The organism is Novosphingobium sp. AP12 (genome assembly GCF_000281975.1).
In the GTDB taxonomy this organism is placed as follows: domain Bacteria; phylum Pseudomonadota; class Alphaproteobacteria; order Sphingomonadales; family Sphingomonadaceae; genus Novosphingobium.
The window spans coordinates 1-19,442 of the sequence record NZ_AKKE01000060.1 but is presented as its reverse complement, the minus strand read 5'-3'; the positions used below and the strand labels follow the sequence as shown (position 1 = coordinate 19,442).

The 19,442-nt window shown below is 58.6% G+C and carries 11 protein-coding genes and 1 pseudogene; 9 read left to right on the top strand and 3 right to left on the bottom strand.

Translation table 11 applies throughout. The annotated features are described in order from the left end of the window. On the bottom strand, positions 1-2,032 hold a 2,032-nt coding region (locus tag PMI02_RS10580; protein ID WP_007682391.1), incomplete at its 3' end, for an AAA family ATPase. A 225-nt stretch (positions 2,033-2,257) separates the two neighbouring features. Beyond that, positions 2,258-2,461: a hypothetical protein gene (locus tag PMI02_RS25875; RefSeq protein WP_007682390.1), complete on the bottom strand. Its 204-nt coding sequence runs from the start codon at positions 2,459-2,461 to the stop codon at positions 2,258-2,260. Between the two features lie 1,464 nt (positions 2,462-3,925). Here PMI02_RS25875 and PMI02_RS10570 point away from each other — a divergent pair. The 4 genes and pseudogenes from PMI02_RS10570 to PMI02_RS10555 all read left to right on the top strand — a co-directional run bounded on the left by PMI02_RS10570 (position 3,926) and on the right by PMI02_RS10555 (position 9,133). Beyond that, positions 3,926-4,942: an aldo/keto reductase gene (locus tag PMI02_RS10570; RefSeq protein ID WP_007682389.1), complete on the top strand. Its 1,017-nt coding sequence runs from the start codon at positions 3,926-3,928 to the stop codon at positions 4,940-4,942. Between the two features lie 624 nt (positions 4,943-5,566). Continuing rightward, positions 5,567-5,815 (top strand): annotated as a pseudogene (locus PMI02_RS10565) (DUF934 domain-containing protein); the annotation flags it as partial. A 449-nt stretch (positions 5,816-6,264) separates the two neighbouring features. Next, positions 6,265-7,734: a hypothetical protein gene (locus PMI02_RS10560; protein WP_007682387.1), complete on the top strand. Its 1,470-nt coding sequence runs from the start codon at positions 6,265-6,267 to the stop codon at positions 7,732-7,734. A 238-nt stretch (positions 7,735-7,972) separates the two neighbouring features. Then, positions 7,973-9,133, top strand: coding sequence for a hypothetical protein (locus tag PMI02_RS10555; RefSeq protein WP_007682386.1), 1,161 nt, complete (start codon positions 7,973-7,975; stop codon positions 9,131-9,133). A gap of 358 nt (positions 9,134-9,491) precedes the next feature. On the opposite strand, the gene PMI02_RS10550 is transcribed toward PMI02_RS10555, so the two are convergent. Further along, a complete protein-coding gene (locus PMI02_RS10550) occupies positions 9,492-11,516 on the bottom strand; it encodes an ATP-binding protein (RefSeq protein WP_007682385.1) in 2,025 nt (674 codons plus the stop codon). 596 nt (positions 11,517-12,112) lie between these two features. On the opposite strand from PMI02_RS10550, the gene PMI02_RS10545 reads away from it, so the two are divergent. From PMI02_RS10545 to PMI02_RS10525, 5 genes are all read left to right on the top strand, one after another. Further along, positions 12,113-13,309 carry an AAA family ATPase gene (locus PMI02_RS10545; protein WP_007682384.1) on the top strand — a complete coding sequence of 399 codons (1,197 nt, stop codon included), beginning with the start codon at positions 12,113-12,115 and terminating at the stop codon, positions 13,307-13,309. Further along, the gene (locus tag PMI02_RS10540) at positions 13,306-14,313 is read left to right on the top strand and encodes a ParB/RepB/Spo0J family partition protein (protein ID WP_036503358.1); all 1,008 of its coding nucleotides are present in this window, start codon (positions 13,306-13,308) and stop codon (positions 14,311-14,313) included. Before PMI02_RS10545 ends, PMI02_RS10540 begins: the two co-directional genes overlap by 4 nt. A 172-nt stretch (positions 14,314-14,485) precedes the next feature. Next, positions 14,486-15,754 carry a replication initiator protein A gene (locus PMI02_RS10535; RefSeq protein WP_007682381.1) on the top strand — a complete coding sequence of 423 codons (1,269 nt, stop codon included), beginning with the start codon at positions 14,486-14,488 and terminating at the stop codon, positions 15,752-15,754. Positions 15,755-18,390: 2,636 nt separating this feature from the next. Beyond that, the gene (locus PMI02_RS10530; protein ID WP_007682380.1) at positions 18,391-18,672 is read left to right on the top strand and encodes a type II toxin-antitoxin system Phd/YefM family antitoxin; all 282 of its coding nucleotides are present in this window, start codon (positions 18,391-18,393) and stop codon (positions 18,670-18,672) included. Then, positions 18,665-19,006: a type II toxin-antitoxin system RelE/ParE family toxin gene (locus PMI02_RS10525; protein WP_007682379.1), complete on the top strand. Its 342-nt coding sequence runs from the start codon at positions 18,665-18,667 to the stop codon at positions 19,004-19,006. The genes PMI02_RS10530 and PMI02_RS10525 overlap by 8 nt, the downstream gene beginning before the upstream one ends. Positions 19,007-19,442: the final 436 nt, after the last annotated feature.

Here is a 19,442-nt window from a genome sequence, read left to right as displayed (position 1 = left end):
CCAGCCCGGCGCTCACGGCGGGCCCCAGACGTTCGGCAACACCCTCACTCGGGCATCCGAGCGCGGCGCCGATAAGGCCCGCCCCGGCGCTATTCCCCAAACAAGCAAACCGCGCAAGATCGGCGCGAGTCTCCTCTGGCAAACGACCAAGGCGGGCATCCACGAGATCATCGACATTGCTTGCACCCGAGCCTGCTGCCCGGTCCTCGTCGAGGCGCCACCTGCGCACCGATGGATCAAAGGCAAGCACTCCCGATTCGACGAACGTGTTGAGGAGCTGCAGCGCGAAAAGAGGGTTGCCGGCCGTGCGATCCCCGACGACGTCGGCGACTTTCTGGGCCTCGGAGGGCGGTGTACCCAGTGCGTCTCCGACAAGTCGGGTCATGGACGCTCCGTCGAGAGGCGCTAGGTGGAGGTCGACAATGTCATCTCCGTCGGTACGCAGGACGGCGAGCGTGTCCGATAGCGGGGTATCGTCGACGAAGTCTTCAGCACGCGATGCTGCAATGACAACCATCGCCATCGGCGGCGTCTCGCGCATCAGACGTAGCATGAAGTCGAGCGTGCCATGGTCGGCCCACTGGATGTTGTCTAAGAAGAGAGCGAGCGGTCGTTCGGGCGTTGCGAAAGCGCCGATGAAGCTTTCGAGCGCGTGGCGAAACCGCAGCTGCGCTTCGGAAGGTGGATAGGTGCGGAAATGCGTTTGCGCTTCGAGCGGACGCATGTCGGGGACCGGAGGTTGGTCGCCCAAAAGCGCGGCGAGGGCGGGCATGACATCGCAGATCAACTGGCCGTTAGGGCTAACTGCATGCTGAAGTCGATCCCGCCATTCGGACCTCTCCTGCTCGTCCTCTTCGAGGATCGCCCGGAGCGGTCCATCAAATGCCTGGGCAAGCGTTGCGAAAGGAATATCGAGGTTGAGCTGGTCGAACTTGCCGGCCGCGATCGTAGCGTGCCGAAAGGGAGCTGTGCGCAACGCTGCCTCGACGAGCGTCGACTTTCCGATGCCGGATTGCCCAGACACGAACACGAAGCGCGGGCGTCCGGTCCGTCGCACTGCATCGAGCGCACCCGCGATCGCTGTGATTTCCTCATTGCGCCCGTAAAGCTGTGTCGGCGTTGAGAGGTGCTCGCGGATATCCTGTCCCCCGAGCGGGAACGATTCGATTGCACCGTGCCGCTTCCACGTCTCGATACACAGTTCAAGGTCCGCGACGAGGCCGGCGGCCGTCTGGTACCGCTCGTCGGGTGACTTTGAGAGGAGTTTCATGATTACCGCCGCAACCATGTTAGGCAGGCGCGGCGTCCAATGGCCCGGCAACGTAGGCTTGCGGGCGATATGCGCGAGGACCCACTCGGCAGGGCTCGAGGCCTCAAACGGCCGCTGCCCCGTCATCAATTCGTAGAGAACGACCCCTAGCGAATAGAGGTCGCTCCGCGCGTCGATCGGCGTGTCCAAGCGCCCGGTCAGTTCCGGCGCGATGTAGGGCATCCCGTCCGTAACCGGATAGAATGCCTGGTCGAGCCCCGTTGTCGCCGAGCCAAAGCGGGTCGCTTGGCGAAAGCCAGTGATCGCTGCCCGTCCGTCGTCATCAACAAGGAAATTTGCCGGCCTGAGAGCGCGATGCAGAATTGACTGCGCATGGACGCGTCCGACCGCGCCAGCAATAGCGACTGCCTTGCTCAGCAGGGATTCCAGCGACTGGCCGTCAGGGTCTGCGCGGGAAAGCGGTTCACCGCCGGGATCCTCAAGCCGCAGGGCCGGTTGACCGCCATAATCGCCGAGATGGACGGCTCGCACGACACTGGCTTCCTCGAGATGGCTCGTTAGACGCAGCTCATTGTGAAGCTGTTCGAACGATGACGCAGAACGCCTTGCCGCGTCGGGTATGAGTAAGAGTTCGCTGTCGTGACCCGCCGGGAGCCGCCGGCGCGTCAGAATAAACCCATCATCAACGCATAGCTGGACGATGTCGGCATTGGCGCGCCGACTCCAATCGATCTCGGGACTGAGGTCCGTGTCTATGGACATTGCCCACCGTTGCCCTTCCCCGTTTCGATAAAATCGGAATTTCCCATGTAGATCGCACACATGGAAGGATCTTCTCATCAATGGCGCAAACCGCCAAGTAAAGAATAGGGATGCTATCGCTTGCCCGGTCAAAGCAAGGCCAGTGCACCACGCCGAAGCTCTGCCATTTAATCTGGGTCCGATAAGGCGCGTCCTTCAGACGATGGTTGCCCGGATGTCTTGGTGTCAGGTTTGAATCAACGGCTCCTCTGGACGCACTGCGGGGGGCACGGAAATGCCGCCGGCGTAGAGGCGCGCCGCGACCATCCAACCGAAGGGATCGTCCATCCGGCCGAAGACCAAAGAAATCCTCGTCGGATAGGCCTCATCGGTATCGTCGGCCGCGCTAAGGAAGGCGGCGCCCGTCCCGTCGCTGTGGAGGTCGCGCACTAAATGCCAGCCTGCCCGAAAGACTGGCGGACGATAAAGGAGGCGCGGGGGGCGCGCACGATCGATGAAGGGTAGATCCCCGTGTCATCTCGCTCAACGCATAAAGGTGGCGGTCTCGTTCGGGAGAGCGGCGCGGGATGTCGAAGGATTCGATCGCTCAGGTCAGACGTTATCAGCCAGCACCGAAGAATGGCTTGGCCTGGTGGGTGCTTCCATAGGTAAGGCAGGTCGATGTTGGTGGCGTGCCGAGATGTTAACGCGAGCCACGATCGGCGCAGGATGAGCATCACGCCATCGATGCCGACAACAAGGCCCTGGCCAATGCTTGTCTTCCGAAGCTCCCCCAGGGCGCTGATGACCTTCGCTGCGGAAGAAACGGTTAGCACGGCACGGCGTCAGCGGTAAGATGTTCGGATTCATCCGTCATCGCGCGTTCGTCGCGACCGTCATCGGCGCAGACTGCGCCGCATCGTCGCCTAGACCGCTTTGCAGGATGCCAAGCCAAGCGCTTCAGCCGGCTGCCGGAAAGTTGCGGGCGATGCGCGCTGCGACATCATCCCACGGGGCTGCCCCTGCCCATCACCGTCAGCTTCTACCCAGGACTGGGGTGTGTTGATCAGGAGACGAGCACGGCGCGCTAGTGGTGCGGGATCAACGCGATCGGTGGCGACCGAGGCTCGGCGATGTTGCCCCATCACAGGCGTCCGTCGACAAGGACGTTGGGTAAGGGCGAACGGAGCAGAAGTGGCTCGGCGGTCGGAGGTTCGCTGACTGGGAGTGCAGAGACTCTGACGCCCGTCCGCGTGGCAGCGCCCGCTGGCCTGCAGATCGGGTCGCGAGCGCGAAGTAAGCGGGCGGAACCTCATCTGGGGTCCCCCGCACAAGCATGCCAAGGTAAGCGACGAAATGCACGTTAGAGCGCCTTGCGGGCCACGCCGAGTTCAGCGAGCCGTTGTAGCTCTTAGATAAATCGTAAGTGGGAGCGGCGTTCTCGGGGAACCTCCATCGCGGGCGCCAGCTATCCATGTTCGACGGCAGCGGCATCTCGCTGACGTCTTCATTCTCGCTGTAATGGTCAATTAGTGCCTGATGGGCGCCTTCATCCATGTTGCCCCCCGCATCGCTGCATTGAATTCGGACCGGCCGATCGGTTGCTGGGATCGTATTGGCGTAAGAAGTGCGGCAACCGCAGCCCGGTACGCATTTGCTCTAGCTTTAAAGAGATCGGTCATCGAGGAGATCCTAAGCAGGCTGCCACTTCGGCAACATCACCATTCCGACCCCTTCTCTTTTTGCCTAATCGTCGATCGATAACGTCGGGTCAGCCCCCGACGTAAATCCCGTAACCTGCGCGAGGCGCCGGAAACTGTTTAAATTCACGAGGATTTATCTCTCTTAATGTCCGTGCTGATCGTATCGGGATTATCTCCTTCTTGGCGGGCAACCCAGATTAGGAAGAAGCATATGAGCATCAGAAGCACATTGCTGGCCGGGCCTTTGGGCTTCGGGACAGCACCTCTCGGCAACATGTATCGCAACATCCCCGAAGAAGAAGCCGAAGCGACGGTGGACGCCGCCTGGGCCGCCGGCATACGATTCTTCGACACAGCTCCCTTTTACGGCGCCGGTCTTTCAGAGATTCGCCTCGGCAAGGCGCTGAAGAAATATCCGCGGGAGGAATATACTATCGCGACTAAGGTCGGCCGCCTGGTCCTTCCCGAACTGGTCGACACAAGCAAGCGCACATTCGGCGAGAAGGGTAACATCTTCAAGGACGGCAACGCCAACGCGATCGGTTACGATTACACCACCGAGGGCACCCTGAAGTCGATTAAGGAGAGTCAGGAGCGCCTGCAGATCGACCGCATCGACTACGTCTTCATCCATGATCTAGCGCAAGACTTCCACGGCGACGCCTGGGTTGCGAAGTTTTTCGAAGCCCAGCACGGCGCCTTCCCAACGCTCGACAAGCTGCGCGATGACGGTGTAATCAAGTCTTGGGGCCAGGGTACCAACAAGGTCGAGCCGATCGAAATCGGTCTCGAGCTTAGCGATCCCCGTGCCGACGGCATGCTGCTGGCCGGCCGCTATACTATTTTGGATCATGAATCCGCGCTGCAGCGGCTAATGCCGCTTGCCACCAAGAAGAACGTCGATGTGATCGTCGGCGGCCCGTATAATTCGGGTGCACTCGTCGGCGGGCAGCATTTCGAATATGGCAAGATTCCGCCGGAAGTTGCTGAGCGCGTGAAGAAGATCGCAGCCCTGTGTGACAAGCACGGTGTTCCGATCAAGGCTGCCGCTGTCCAGTTCTCGCTGGCCCATCCGGCGGTCGTCGCCGTCGTACCTGGCTCGAGCAAGCCCTCGCGCATCACGGAGGATGTGGCCGCGCTCAGCTACAACGTGCCCGACGCGTTCTGGTCGGATCTGCGCAGCAGCGGCACGGTCTCGCCGAAGGCGCCACTCCCCATCGACAAGTGATGCGAGAGAACTGATCTTATCGGCCCCGGGACCGGGTGATCACTGCCCGAACCCGGGGCCGCTTTCGTGTGATCTATGTCGAAGCGAATTCAAGGTGCCTCGCCCAGTCCTCGCAAGTGGTTCGCCGCGGACAACCTATGACCTCGAGGTTCGCGCGGCTGGAACCCTGGCGGACGCTTACCATCGCTTGACTTCTTTCCGCATCATTATCGCCTTATGGAAATAGGCGCCGCCCTCCCTCAGGAAAGTCGAGTTGATCGTAGCGGCAGGCACCGAGACTCGCTCAGCATGGTCTATGGTGCAGTTGGGTAAAGGGCCGTGCGGTATCAAATCCATCCGCGATCCAAGGCGTGTCGGTCAGATCGCCACCTCCCGATGCCCCCTCCTGCATTTCCCCAGCATTTCAAATAGGTTTCTGCTAAAGTACCGATAATCGCAGTGCCGTTGCTTGGCATTGCGGCTCCCGTGGCCGACAGCGTGAGTCGCTCAAAAGGTTGGCCCGGCTGTAGGCGCCACAGTTCGGGGAGGACATCGTCCGGCCTACAGCCGGTAAGTGATGTGACAAGGATATCGTGATCGCCTTAGCGGAGAGAAAGACTTGGCGTCTTGTCCGGATGGACCGGGCAGCGGCGCGGCTACTCCTCCGCCCGCATCCTGCGCGAGGCGGGCTACAAGGGCGAGATGCGCGCCGTCGGCGACCTGGTGATCGACATGCTCGGCCACCTGCGGCGCTGCGGCTTCGATGCCTTCGCGCCCGACAAGGCGCTCAACCCCACGGACGCGCAGAACGCGTTTGGCCGCTGGGACAACGTCTACCAGGCCACCGTCGTCGACGGCCGCCAGGCGATCTGGGCCAAGCGCCACCCCGCGTAAGGCCCGCCCATTGCGGTGCTTCGTAACCGATTGTGTTGAAAAACTCCGGGGCGTCCTCATCCGCCACCGAGCACGCAATGTTCCGGCAATTCGTGCGCCTACACGCAACAAGGTATATATTCCGAACCGCTTTACCGACTATGTTGCCGCGCATATCAGCAGCGATCGATTTTATGGAGTTTCTCAGCACAATCTAACCGACACTGCACATTCCTGCGGCCCGAGATCGCGGCTAAGGCATGACATCATTGGCCGATTGTGGAATGTCTGCTTCGGCGCACGACCGCGGGTATAGCTGACATCCACGCGGGGTCGGCTATCGACCACTTGCAGAGATAAGGTTGGGTGTGCGGCAATCCCGATAGCTGCCGATGGGATTTGATGAAAACTTTGGACGTGGATAGTCTTATAGTTTTCCCGTCGCGCTCGTTGAACCGGATCACCCTATCATGCAGACGCAATCCAAGGCCGCCTACAAGCCATTTGTGCCAACCCCCAAGAGCCTCTGCCTGTGTGGGTCGGGCGTGCACTTTCAGAATTGCTGCAAGGGACGCTTGCCGGGATTCAACAATGATAAGAAATGGCGTCACGCTGCGAAGCAGAAACGCTGGGCAGATATGGTGCGCCATCTACGCGCCGACGTCACCCAATATACAATCTGGCACCTCAGCCACACGGCACCCGCGCTTGCGGCCAAGCCCGAGCTTCGTGATGCAAGATTGATGAAGATCGATATCGAGGCACTCTCGGACTATGTCGAGAACCTCATGTGGGGCTATTCCCGCAGGGGCTGGCTCAAGCGACTACCGGACGTCCTAGAGCGACTGAAGCGCAACATCGATGATCCGCGCTGGCACGCGAAGATCGCCTATCATCGTGGAATTTGCGCGTTGTGGGCCAAAGATCGGGAACGGGCGATCCGCGAGGTTGCCGCACTTCAACCTATTTCGCCCGAACACGACGACGTGGATCTCCTTCAGATCCACGTCGATTTGCATGGTCAAAACATGGGAATGATGGAGCGGCTCTCCTTCTTCGACCGCATCCGCACCATCACAACGAGCAATTCTGACAAACTACAATATGGTGGCGCCTGGGCATTTTCGATCCTGTTGAGCGGGGACGAAGACGGGGCGCGGCAGGCTTTCGATGAGGTTATTATGCTCGGCCGTAAACTGGAGGCCGAGAAGCCGCTCAGCGCTACGGCGGAAACTTGGCTTTGCCGGGCTCTGGAAGGGGCGGCGATGTTCGCTCGCGACGCGACACTGTTCGCGGAGATTGAAGCGCGTCTGACGCATCAACTTGAGAAGGCGGACGCGTGGACCCCTACCGGCCGGGCCAGCATCCTGCGGACGCTTGGCGATTGCCGGCGTTATAGCGGCGCCTATGCCGAGGCGATTGAGGCATATCGGGCGTCGGACGAACTCCTGCCGGCGCCAGAGCTTCGAACGTTCGAGGCGGAGTGCGAGCTTCGGAGCGGAAATCCTGATGAAGCATTTCGGCTCATCCAAGCCGTCTCCGTTCACAAGCTCGCCCTCCCGGAACGTTTAGACCACGCATTCACCAGCTTTTACATCGCCCTCGCCCGTGGCGACAAAAGCTCGCTACGTGACGCGCGAGAGTTGCTCAAGGCTGTCAAGGCGGCGCAGCCCTATTTCGAAACGCAACGGCTCCAGCACATCGTTACGATCGGTGAGGCACTCGAAGCGCTCAATGCTGACGAGTCTTTGCCGGAGCTTAATCCGATCATAGCTGGCCTGAAGCGAGTCTCGCGCTATGTCATGCTTCAGCCCAACTGGAACGGCATCGGCATCAACGGCAACCTGATTATCGACGATTTCATAGACTACACGCGCGAACGGGCAAAACGCGAGATGGACGAGATCCCGACCTATCCTGCCGAACGCGATCCGGACTAGCGAACGGCCGCCTCATCGAAACCGGACTCTCTTAGTGTGCTCAGCCTCGACGGTTTTGTCCCAGACCCGGTCATAATCGGAAGGTCTGATTCCGGGCGCAGCAAAATCGGCATCGAATGGCTTGGATGCGGTCATTCGGCGACGTGATCGCGCTGCCTGATATCGCCGTTGGGCGATCGTTCCGTCGACACGCGACTCTTGGGCTGGCTAAGGGGCCGCGCGTGTGCAACGTTCTCGGATGGCCCATACTTCCGATCCTTCCGAGTTCGACCCGGGGCAGCCGCCGATCGGCGTTCACATCGTCCACCAATATTATCCTGGTTTCATCGATGTCCTCCCAAACACACTGTATTTGGTCGATGGGGCGGGATTGCGCGGCGCTGTGCATGTCGTAGGCCATGTCCGGCCGCTAGTCGTGACCGATTTCGCTAATGGGCTCACGCGGTTCGAGGGCGAAGGCGGTGCCGTCTATACCCGGTTGGAGCGCCCGATCGGCGACGTGGATGATGCTTCCAATGTGGTTGACGCCAAGGGTCTCGAAGGGCGCAGTGCACCGACGATCGCGATCGAAAAGGGCCGCGCTGGACGCATTTTCTACCAGGACGTGTTCACGGAGCTACAGACGCTGACCGAGATCACGACGCCGAATTCCTCTGCCGGCCTGATCGCGCACGGCCAGCTCGTCGGCCGCTTTGTCGCGGCCTATCGCTTTGTGCACAAGGATCCGCGGCTCGAAATGCCGTCGGCCGTTCCGATCGAGACGACCCCGCTCCGCGTCGGCTACTATCTCTATTCACCGCAGGAACGCGCGCTGCCATTCGACAAACGGATTGCCAGGGCATGGCCGAATGAGCTGCACCTGTCGATCGCCGCCTTGGGGCGCGGCGTTCGCTCGCTGCGCGACCATGACGTTGCTCCCGAATTGCTCGAGAAGCGGTCCTTTGATCTCAATGCGCACCTCTGCAACGGCTTCGCGCTCAGCGAAAATCTGCTCGAACTGGAGCGACTGGTCGACCTCGCTTTCACGGGCGGCCGTCGCCGCGCCGCGATCGTCGAGGCTGTGTCACTCTTCGAAGTTGGCCTGTTGCAGGCGCGCGACCGCCTGCCGGCCGGCGAGCGCGCGAAGAGTTCAGGCAGCCGTGCGTCCGAGGACCTCACGCTCAAGATGCTAGTCAATCGCGTGCTCCCACATCTCTTGCGCCAGTTCGACGGGGAGCCGGGGCCACTGATCAAACGTGCAAATGAGATGCGTTCGATCCGCAACAGCGTCGTCCATCAGCGGCACGAGCCGAGCCTCGACGAGGTCAATCACGTGCTGTCCGTGGTTCACACCATCCTAGTCATTCTCGAGCTGCGGGACAAATTCAAAGGAAATTGGAAACGCAAAAGCAGCCCCTAGTGCAAGCGGGTGCTAACTACGCAACTTCGGCCAATATCATTGGAGCTAGTGCTGATGGCGGCTGCCGACCGAGGCTGTCCGCACCGCTGCTCAGATTGGACGGCAGCTATCGTTGCTCACTCATCAAAACGGTCAGGGCAGCTTTCCGCCCATCTGCGCCGCTGAGGAGCATGGTCTGCAAGGGGAATCGGAAGGTCGGCTTCTGGCCCGTCAAATCAGGCACGGAGCGACCGACTAGGGCGCCAAGCGGTCCTGCACGTTCGCAGGCTCGAACTCACCGGTTGCGGACTGATCGCGGGTAAGCGCAAAAAGCGGAATCCCGAAGCTAGTGGGCAGGATAAGTCGAGAATCCCCCCGGTTAGCCCCCGAGTGCTCCCGTGGGCTTTCGGTCATATGTCGAGCGGCCATCAAGAATTTGGACGAACGCATCGTTGCGGTTGCTAGCCCGATCTACCAGTCTGTCGAAAGCGATGACCTCGAGCATTAAATTGAGTGTCTGGTAGTAACGATATGCCATCTGACCTCCGTAATTGGTGATCACGAAGTCTTCCGATGCCAGATATTCTTGCAGTTGATCATTCCAGTCCGCGAGGATGTAACCGCGCACCATCCTGTCCGCCGGGATTTGAATCTCGCGTCCTTCGGACGTTTTTATCCGGCCTTTACGACGGATCGAGGTAATTTGGTTCTTCAACTGCGTGACCGGGTGATCTGTTGGGCTTTCGCTGCCAGCTGAATAGCCCGTCTTTTGGGGGCGTTTCATCTCCACGATCATCAACTCGTTTTCGTTGTTGATCAGGATATCGTGCGCAAACTCACCCTTGGCGCGGTAGGAGCCGTCCGGCGTACGATCGCTGGAAATATATTGCGCGTAGGCCAAATCATCGTCGAGCAACCAAAGGTTATGCGCGCTATAATCGACGTCCTCGCTGTCCTTGTAGCGTGGATAGATCAGCTGGTGGACCTTGTCCTCCGTCGCCAAGCCATCTTCGGTCCGCTTCAAAAGTGCGCGAAAAATTTGAATTACATGGTTGCGGTAGGCAACGTAGACTGCGAGCGCCTCCTTTGCATCCTCCGGGATTTTGGTCTTCACAATTTCCACGAGTTCGTCGATGCTGGCGTTCGGTTTCAGCTTCGTGAAATCGAATTTTGTCCGAAACCGCTCAAGGAAAAGATCACGCGCGAGTTGCTCCCGCGTTTCGGTGATTGTGCGGCGGCGCACGAATTCATTGGGAGAATTGCTCCCCAGACCACGGCGCAGGAGGGGGTCGATGGCGATGAGATGCTCCACTTCGGCGACCATCTTCGCTCGTCGCTCCGCAGTGTACTCGCTCTCGAGTTCCAAAATATGTTGTTTGGCTAGCGCGATGAGCGTTTCCCGGATCGTCTTTTGTCGGCCGGCCTCGCCAGGTTTCACGTTCAGGTTGATGATCTTGTCGCGTGATTGAGACGAAACGAAAAAATCACTCGAAACCGCTACAAGGTAGTAGTACTTTCTGAGGCCGTTTGGCCCTTCCTCATCGAACGGCCTGTCGTTCAGGCCGGGCGAAATGTTCTCGAGATCACTGGCTGCCCTGTTGTTCGCGTAGAAATATAGGCGGTGCTTTTTCGCCTGCTCCATACTGACCTTGAAATAGTTGAACTCAAAAAGTCTCTGCTCCTTGGACACCTCGATCTGCTCAGTTTGCGAGCCGCCGATCGAGAGCGAGGCGTAGAAATGATCGTAAAGGTTGGTCGCGATGCCATCGACGCTCAGCGAGAATTTCTTTGGAACCTTTTTCTGGATGAACTCGACCAGGAAATGATCGACGAGTCCTAATGCGATGGCATCCCTGGCTTCGCCGGTTGGATAGCGATCACCTGTCGGATCGAAATAGTTCGATACGTCATCGTTTGGCGACTGCATGCGCGCCGTAAGGCCAAGGTCGAAGCGATGAATGCCCGCGCCGTCGTCGGATGCTACCGGAATGAGATTATCGTCAGCGGCGAATGGCTCGTACCTGTAGGTGCCGGCCGTAGTCGCGCCGCTCGGGTCGGTCTGACGGGACGAGTAGAACACCCTGTCGAAGAGCTTGAACGCAATGAAGCGGCCGAACCCCTTGCCGCCCCGCTCAAACTTGTTGCCGGTCAACGGGGTTAGAAAGGCGTCTAGGTTCTTCTGGTCGAAGCCGGTGCCGTTGTCGGCGATGGTGATGCTCTGGTCGGCGAAGGAGACTTCGACCTCGATCTGACCGTTCTCTTCAGCCTCATCTTGCCACCGTTCTTCAATAGAGTGAAGCGCATTGGAGACGGCTTCGAACAGCGGGAAGAGAAACCCCTGCAAACCGTCGGGCAAGGTCGCGCGCTTCACCTCCGATGCGAGATCAATCGACTTGTGCTTCACGCGTGCCCTCTCAGCAACCGGAGACGATGAACGTCAGTCGACGTCCTACAATGGGTAGTTCGCCGTTGCTAGCTAAGGCAGCGCAGCTGGCGACACAACGCTGGGACCAAGTATGCGCTTATGGCAGCTTTTGAGAGCTGCGGCGATGGCGTTGAAAGACCGAGTTGGGCGCGTAGCCGACCGCCAGCTGTTCGACTGGCGAAGGCGGTTTCAGTGTCACCGGACGTTCCAGCGGCAGCACTGGAATGGCCTGAGTTGGTCGTATGCCGCTGGAAGAGCACACCGCATCTGTTGAGATGACTGCGGGGTTCGCGAGGTGAAAGGTGCAAACCGTTGCTCAAATTGACGCCAGCAGCGTCTGCCCCGTTTCACGCGGCGCGTCGCCACTCGCTTCGTGTGCCCAATGAGGCAATCACGATTGCGCCGCTTCGGCTCTGAACGCAGCTAGGATGTTAGAAGTTGGCAAACAATCGGTTCCAGTCAGCAGCATTAGCGACTGAGGCCAAAATTCAGCGCAGGTTTGACTTCCAATGCCAATTCTGCTCTCTGAACGCCAACCGATCAGCGATGCTGACTCGAAAGGACGCTCTGGAGCAATGACCTATACCGTAAACACACTCCGTGCGATCACCCGGTCATGCGAGGAAATGCGCGACCGGGTCAAGAAAATCGTCTTCAAGCCGGAAGATCGAAAGGTGCTGGATCTGACGTTTGGCCCCGGCGTCGCCGCTGACCTCGTGGGACGGACGCCCGAAGCCTTGGCGAAAGCGGAGAAGGAAGGAAGGCTCGCACCGCCCAAGCAGCAACCGAACGGCCGGCGTTTTTATACGCTCGAGGACCTAACGCGCATCCGTGAGGCGCTCAACATCCATCCCGGCAAGGCGGAGGATGAGAACGCGGTTGTGATCGCCGTCCAGAACTTCAAAGGCGGCGTCGGGAAATCCACGATCACGAAACATTTCGCGGATTATCTAGCGCTGCATGGGTACAAAGTGCTGGTCATCGACTGCGATCCCCAGGCTTCGACCACGACCATGTTCGATATCCAACCCGAGACCCTGCTCGATGACGAGCAGACGCTCGGTCAGTATCTTTCGCCGCGCAGCACATTCGACGATTTTCCCAAGGCCATTCGCGATACCGCCTGGCCTACGATCAAAATCATCCCGTCGAGCCTCGGGCTGCAGGATGCGGAATGGGATCTGACGGCAACACTTCGCGAAGGCGGCCAGGCTGTCCGCGAAGGACTCCAGCGTCTTCGCATAGGAATTTCAAGCATAATCAAGGACTTTGATGTCATTCTCCTTGACCCGCCACCAGCCATGGGTTTCCTTGGCCTCAACGTGATGGCTTCGGCAACAGGCCTCCTGATCCCCGTCCCTGCCCGGCAGCTTGACTATCTGTCGACGATCCATTTCATGGATACGATCGCCGAGAACATCGAAGTCCTCGAGGCTAACGGCACGCCGGTCAACTATGGTTTCATCCGCGTGGTGTGCTCGACCTACACCCCCAGCAAGCCTGGCGAACACGATATGTGGAAGATGATGCAAGCGACCTACGCGAACTTCCTGCTCAGTCAGCCGATCCTGGCATCCGAAGAGATCAAGAACGCGACGCAGGCGTTCCGGTCGGTCTATGAAAGCAAGCCTTCGGCGTCGCATGCGACATACAACCGCTGCCGCGAAAACCTGGACATGGTGTTCGGCGAGGTGGTGCAACAGCTACGTCAGCAATGGCCGTCGACGAGCATGGCCGGGCGCTCCGACGCGCTCACGAGCGCTGCCGCGTGAGCCGGCGCTCCCTAATCTCAGAGGCACTGGCCTCCACGCCTAGCGAGCCAGTGCCAGTAGCCGAGGATTCGCCGCGGACGGAGCCTCGCACAACTTTCACTAGCCGTAGGCTCGATGCATTCGGCGAAGCGTCGCGGATGGTGAAGAAGCCCTCAATCCGTTTGAAACCCGCCGAATGCTCGGTCTGGGCCGGAAACGCGCGCGACTATGCCTTGCTCAACGAGGAACGCCTGCGGAGTCTGATCGATTCAATTCAGGCCGAAAACGGCAACCGTATCCCGGTCGTGGTTCGGCGCACGCCAAAGGCTGAGCTCCCTTACGAACTCGTGATCGGCACCAGGCGCCATTGGGCGGTGAACTGGTTAAATGCCAACCATTACCCGGAAATCGAACTGGTCGCGATCATCGAAGATATCGATGACGAGGCGGCGTTCCGCCTAGCGGATATCGAGAACCGCGAGCGCGAGGATATCTCGGACCTGGAGCGCGGTCTCAACTACAAGACCGCGGTCGATACCTACTACGAAGGTGTCCAGTCGCGGATGGCGGAGCGAGTCAAGCTCTCAAAATCCAGCTTGGCGCGCTACATTGGTCTCACAGAGATCCCAAAATCGGTCGTGAGCGCTTTCAATTCGCCGATGGATCTTCAGGTTCGGCACGGCGACAAGCTGCTTCCTCTTGTCCGAAATCCGGCAACGCTCGCCAAGATCGAAGAGGCCGCCGCTCATATCGCGAACGAGCAAAGCTTTCGCCAGTCGGGCGACGAGGAGCCTATTGCAGGCGCCGATGTTGTCGCACGGCTTATCCAAGCGACGACTGCGCCGCGCCGAGGCCGTTCGCAGAAGACCGTGATCGAAGCCAATGGCTCGCCTATCGGTCAAATCGACCGGGATCAGGGGCGTGGCCTCACGTTCACGCTCACACCGACCGACCTTTCTCCGGATGCAATTCTTGAGGCTCTGCGCCCGCTGATAGAGCGAGCCAAGATACTGCGCAAAGGCTGAACATGACGATGCCAGCCTTATTCCGCAAGGCTGTCAGATTGGCTTTTATATAGGTTTCTCAAAGTCTTAGTGTCTATTTCCCACGCGTGGGGCAGGTGAATGCAGATGGGTTTGCGGTGTGACTTCTGATACTCCACCAGCGGCTGCAGGCGGCCGCAAAGTTCAGTTCGAGATGTTTTTCACGCTGCCTGATTTCAGCGATATCTCCCTGCGCGATTATCAGGAGACGATGCAGCGTCCGTTCTTCAGCCTTTCGAAGAAAAAGCGCCTCAAGCCGATCGAGTATATCAGCCCAGACAAGTCTGTTCGGGTCCACGTCTCGGCCAACCCTGAATATGGCATGGCGACGATCTGGGACGCAGATCTAATGATTTATCTTGCATCGCACCTTAATGAGCTACGAGAGCGAGGCGACAATGATCTTTCGCCCACAATTCGATTGCAGCCGGGTGACTTGCTGAGGCGCATTTGCTGGGGTGTTAGTGGCCGCGCCTACGAGCGCCTGATCGCGGCCTTGGACCGGCTTCAGGCGACGACAATCAAAACTAATATCCGAGCGAACTCAAAAACACGCGAGACCACCTTCTCGTGGATCGATAGTTATACCCACCTCGTCGATGAAAAGACGCAACGTTCGCTTGGTATGGAAGTCACCCTCTCGAAGTGGTTTTTCGAGGGCGTCATGGACAAGCGCAACGTCCTGGCTATTTCCCCGCTCTACTTCGAGATCACCAGCGGCCTCGGCAAATGGCTTTACCGCGCGAGTCGGAAGCACGCCGGCGGCAATGGTGCGGAAGGCTTTACGATAGGCTTCGAGACGCTGCATCAAAAGAGCGGAAGTGAAAGCTCCCTGCCCTCCTTCAAGAACAAAATTATCGAGCTCGCTCGCGCCAACAACCTTCCCGAGATTAATCTTGAAGTAATTGGCGCTGAAACGCCGCGCCCGAAGCTTAAGATGGTAATGCGCAAATTCTTGGAGGATGAGACAGGCGCCGGCCCCAAACCGACCCGTGCTCTCGCCTTAGCCGCGAAACCGCCCTCCCCTCCCCCCGCGCCTTTTCAGGCACCGAACCCTACAGCCCCCGGTGCTGATTTTGTCGATCCGAGCCTGACCTCTAACTTGCTCGCGCAAGCTGCGACGCGCCTGAAGTATAACGACAGCGGCGCGAACGCGGATCCGCACAGCCCTCTCTATGCCCGAGCCGCCGCCCAGACGCCGAAACCGCGTCGAGGTGACCGTGCCCAAGACATCCTCGATGCAGAAGTCTACGAAGCGATCCACCGGGAATGCCCAGGGTGGGACCTCGACGTTCTGATGAAGACCTTTGACGCGTTCCTCAGCCGGAACCCGAATGAAATTCCTCGCAACTATTCCAAGCGCTTCTACGGGTTCGTGAAGAAACATCACGAGCGAAACAAATATCAGTTACCCGGCTTCTGAGCCATTCGCAGGGCGCGGGCCCCTGCCCTATAGCTGCCCGACGCCGGCATCGGGCATGCGTGACCGGGATCATCGTCCCAATCAGCAAAGAGATTGATGGTGCGCTATCGAAGTCGACGGCCGTTGGAGCCCCGCCCCAGATTCCGTAACCGCGGCAGAAAAGAGATCGCGAGACCAGAACCCTGTCGCTAGGTCTGACCGTATGCTTAGTGAGTTGCTCAGCGCGATCGATCAATTAAGCGCACTTGCCTACCAGATAAAACCTTGCGACGACCAGACGCTCGCCCCAATGCAGCGGTCAGGCACTACAAACCGAACCCATCTGACGTTCTCCGGAGCCTGCCAGCACGTCCCGCAGCGGAACATTTGGGACGGCCACTTTCCGCTACGATGAGTTGCTCGGGGAACATCGTGCGACCATACGTTTTGACAGCCCAGACTTCAGCCACTTAACGTGACGATAGCCATGGCCCCAATCCCTTGCTCTCGGGGTTCAGTATGCAAAGCCAATGGAGTGCGTGCAGCGGATCAGAGAGCAAAGCTTCGCAAGCCTGCGAACGCGGCCTGTTGTCTGTTGCCTATTACGCTCTCTGACGTGTTTTCGGAAATCGGCTGATCTAGGCATCTGAACCGCACCAGACCCTGCGCAAACAGTGATCGCCGGAGAAATGATCGGCCTTGGTAATGATTCTAAAAACACGTAGCGATGTTAGGGATGCTTGGTCAACGCTGGTTCGGTTCGTCTCCAACTACGACGCAAACCGATTCCTCTGGAGGAGCGTGATCAGGATGCGAGTTGGTTGGATGTAGCACCACCTTCGCAGGCCATGCTCGATCACATGCAGAGATTCGCAAGCAACCTGCTAGCGGAAATACGTCGCCTACCATTACGTCATGGCTGTTGCCGAAGCATGCCGTAGCTGCACCGCGAAAGCACATTGCTCGGTCTGCTCGCGAGCTACTTTACACGACTGCATCTCGCCGATCAGACCGCGCCGACCCAATGATCCGGCGCGGTCGAGCGCGACGCCGCTATAAGACGCGCGGGTACCGACCGAAACAGGGCAGGGCAGGGCAGGGCAGGGCACCTCGCCTCATAAAGCGGCACCGCAACTATCGGAACACCTTGAGACGACCAAAGAACGGTTCGGGCGGTTAAAGACCACGCAGCATGCCCACTTTTTGAACACATTCCGGATAACACGCGCGAGCAGTGCTGGTCGCTTCCCGAAAACACGTCAGAGGCGATGACTTGTCTATGAATGCAGCTCACGGCATCACCGGCGATCGCGGGGCAGGCCCCCTGCAATCGACAGTAAAGTCGCAATTTCATCGTCGAGTGAGACAGTCGCAGGCTCAAGACTTATCAACAGCCGCTGGCTGCCCAGCGTGTTATCAACCTTGCGATAACGTGTTTTTAGAATCTGTCTGGCGTGGTATCAGGAGCATCCTACCGTGTTATCAGATTTTATCCACAGCCCACGACTCGCCGGAGACTGGGGATTTGTGAGCGCAGATCGCTGCTTTAACTACTTAACCTAAAGATATAACCCCCTTAACCGTGCGCCTGCGGCGGATCTTCGATTTTTGGGATTTAAGGAAATAGGGAATAAAAAGGATAGCGGCATTGCTGACCGTCGAGTTCCTTATTTGGCGCTGGGAAATTCTGAACGATCCTGAAAAAAACGCCACGGTGCCGCTGCGCAGAACCCGCCAGCGGCAACCTCGGCAAACGTCGACACTCTATCCTAGAGGGGGGGAGGGGGCTCATTATGTCGCTTCCCGCATAGCATCGCGACACGGAATCCGCCCGGAGAGATGGCTTCATCGAAGTCTCAGCACCAACGTCTGTCTGGACTGCAAAAGAGCTGCCCTGTTTCCTGACGCCACAGATTGCGAACGTTTCGATGCAAAATGCTGGCCAACCTTTGGGCGGGACGCGAATGCTAGCGATGGTTTGAACGCATGAACTGGCTCGGAAAACGACGTGAGATGTAATCAAACCATGCGCGGTCGGTCTGAGGAAAATTTGGCAGCTCTACGACGCCATCGCTGCTCGGCGGGTAGTCGCTCGGTGCCGATCACGCAGCGATATAGCAACACCGACTAAACGGCTCCTTCGGCGGGCGTATGCGTCCATGTTTTCACAGCCTCGATGGATTGGTCGAGGGGAGGCCTGGTCGAAGTACGAATCGTCGAATTTTGGCCTGTAAGGCCCGTAGAGAGCATTCATCGGTCCTGCGGGGCACTACCCTTGGAGCGGTCAGTTTTCGGCCTCCAAGACGGCTCCAGGCGGCCTCAAGTTTTAGAAACTCAAATCAACGACTTAGCAGAAATCGAGGTATTCAGATCGTCTACCGCGCTGAAAAGCGTGGTCTTAGTCGGAATTCGAACGCTTTCCGCGACGGCGGTTGTCAAATCACTTGTACTCGGCTCCTCGACATATTCACATCATCAACGGCCTTAAGGGGCACAGACTAGTTTGTTAGCCGTACATTACCATGAGCGGCCTGCCAGCGATCGCAGCTCGGGGCAGCAGGGCAGGAGCCCCATACAACGCCTGGAAAGCGCCGCGCTTGCAAAAAAGTATTCGAGGACTAAATTAGGACCGAATTAAGACCACAAGGATGCCGCTGATGCGCCTTTCAACCCAAGTCAGACCTATTAGTTATCTCAAGGCGAATGCTGCGGAGGTGCTCTCAGACCTCGCCGAAAGCCGGCAGCCTATGGTGATCACTCAGAATGGTGAGGCGAAGGCGGTACTGCAGGATGTTGCGTCCTTCGAGCAAGGCCAAGAAACTCTGGCGATGCTCAAACTGCTCGCGCTGGGGCAGGGCGATATTGAGGCGGGTCGAACGCGGCCAGTTCGAGCAGTCGTAGAGCGACTGCGGGCAAAGGCAGCGCGCACGGATGACTGATCGACGGTTTGTTGTTGAACTGACGCAGGGAGCCGAGGATGATCTCGAAGAAATTCACGGATACCTGACGGCGGCCCGCGGCTTGGACGATGCCGACGCGCTGCTCGATGAATTGCTGCGATCCGTCGAGACGCTGGAGCAATTTCCCGATCGGGGCGCAATTCCGAACGAACTGCAAGATCTTGGAATGCGGGAATTTCGCCAGATCCTTCTGCGGCATTACCGGCTGATCTACCGTGTTTTTGAACGACGCGTTGTCATTCTGATCATCGCCGACGGGCGGCGCGATATGCAGACTTTACTCGAGCGGCGGCTGCTCGGCCGGCCGCACTGAATCTCATCTCATGGAGCACAATGGCCCGTGTGCGGTCCCCTTAATGCAAGAGCGCGGCGGGTGTGGGCGCCGAATTCGGCCTTGGCTGTCGCTGAGGCGCGCCGGGATAGCTGCGCCAGCAAAATCCCCGTCTGCAATCGCGATAGCTGGTGGCGCCGCTGACCGAGGCTGTCCCTCGGACCGGGAGCAGTCGAAAAAGAGGGGCGTATCGCCGCAGCAGGGAGAGGGTCCATTCTCCCTCTCTCTGAACTTGGGCCCTGAGTTTCCATCCAGCGATCGCGGAAAGCCAATATGGAGAATGTGCGGGCATATATAACCGCACGAAATCAGTAGTTTACCATCGTGTGTAAAGCCAGACGTCGATAACTATACATCTACTGTTACTAGGGGGAAATCAACATACGATAAGTGCAATTATTGCATAACCATATCGGAC

Coding starts and splice junctions, on each gene's coding strand:
- PMI02_RS10570 (WP_007682389.1), top strand. CDS start 3,926: ATGAGCATCAGAAGCACATTGCTGGCCGGGCCTTTGGGCTTCGGGACA.
- PMI02_RS10560 (WP_007682387.1), top strand. CDS start 6,265: ATGCAGACGCAATCCAAGGCCGCCTACAAGCCATTTGTGCCAACCCCC.
- PMI02_RS10555 (WP_007682386.1), top strand. CDS start 7,973: ATGGCCCATACTTCCGATCCTTCCGAGTTCGACCCGGGGCAGCCGCCG.
- PMI02_RS10545 (WP_007682384.1), top strand. CDS start 12,113: ATGACCTATACCGTAAACACACTCCGTGCGATCACCCGGTCATGCGAG.
- PMI02_RS10535 (WP_007682381.1), top strand. CDS start 14,486: ATGTTTTTCACGCTGCCTGATTTCAGCGATATCTCCCTGCGCGATTAT.
- PMI02_RS10530 (WP_007682380.1), top strand. CDS start 18,391: ATGCGCCTTTCAACCCAAGTCAGACCTATTAGTTATCTCAAGGCGAAT.
- PMI02_RS10525 (WP_007682379.1), top strand. CDS start 18,665: ATGACTGATCGACGGTTTGTTGTTGAACTGACGCAGGGAGCCGAGGAT.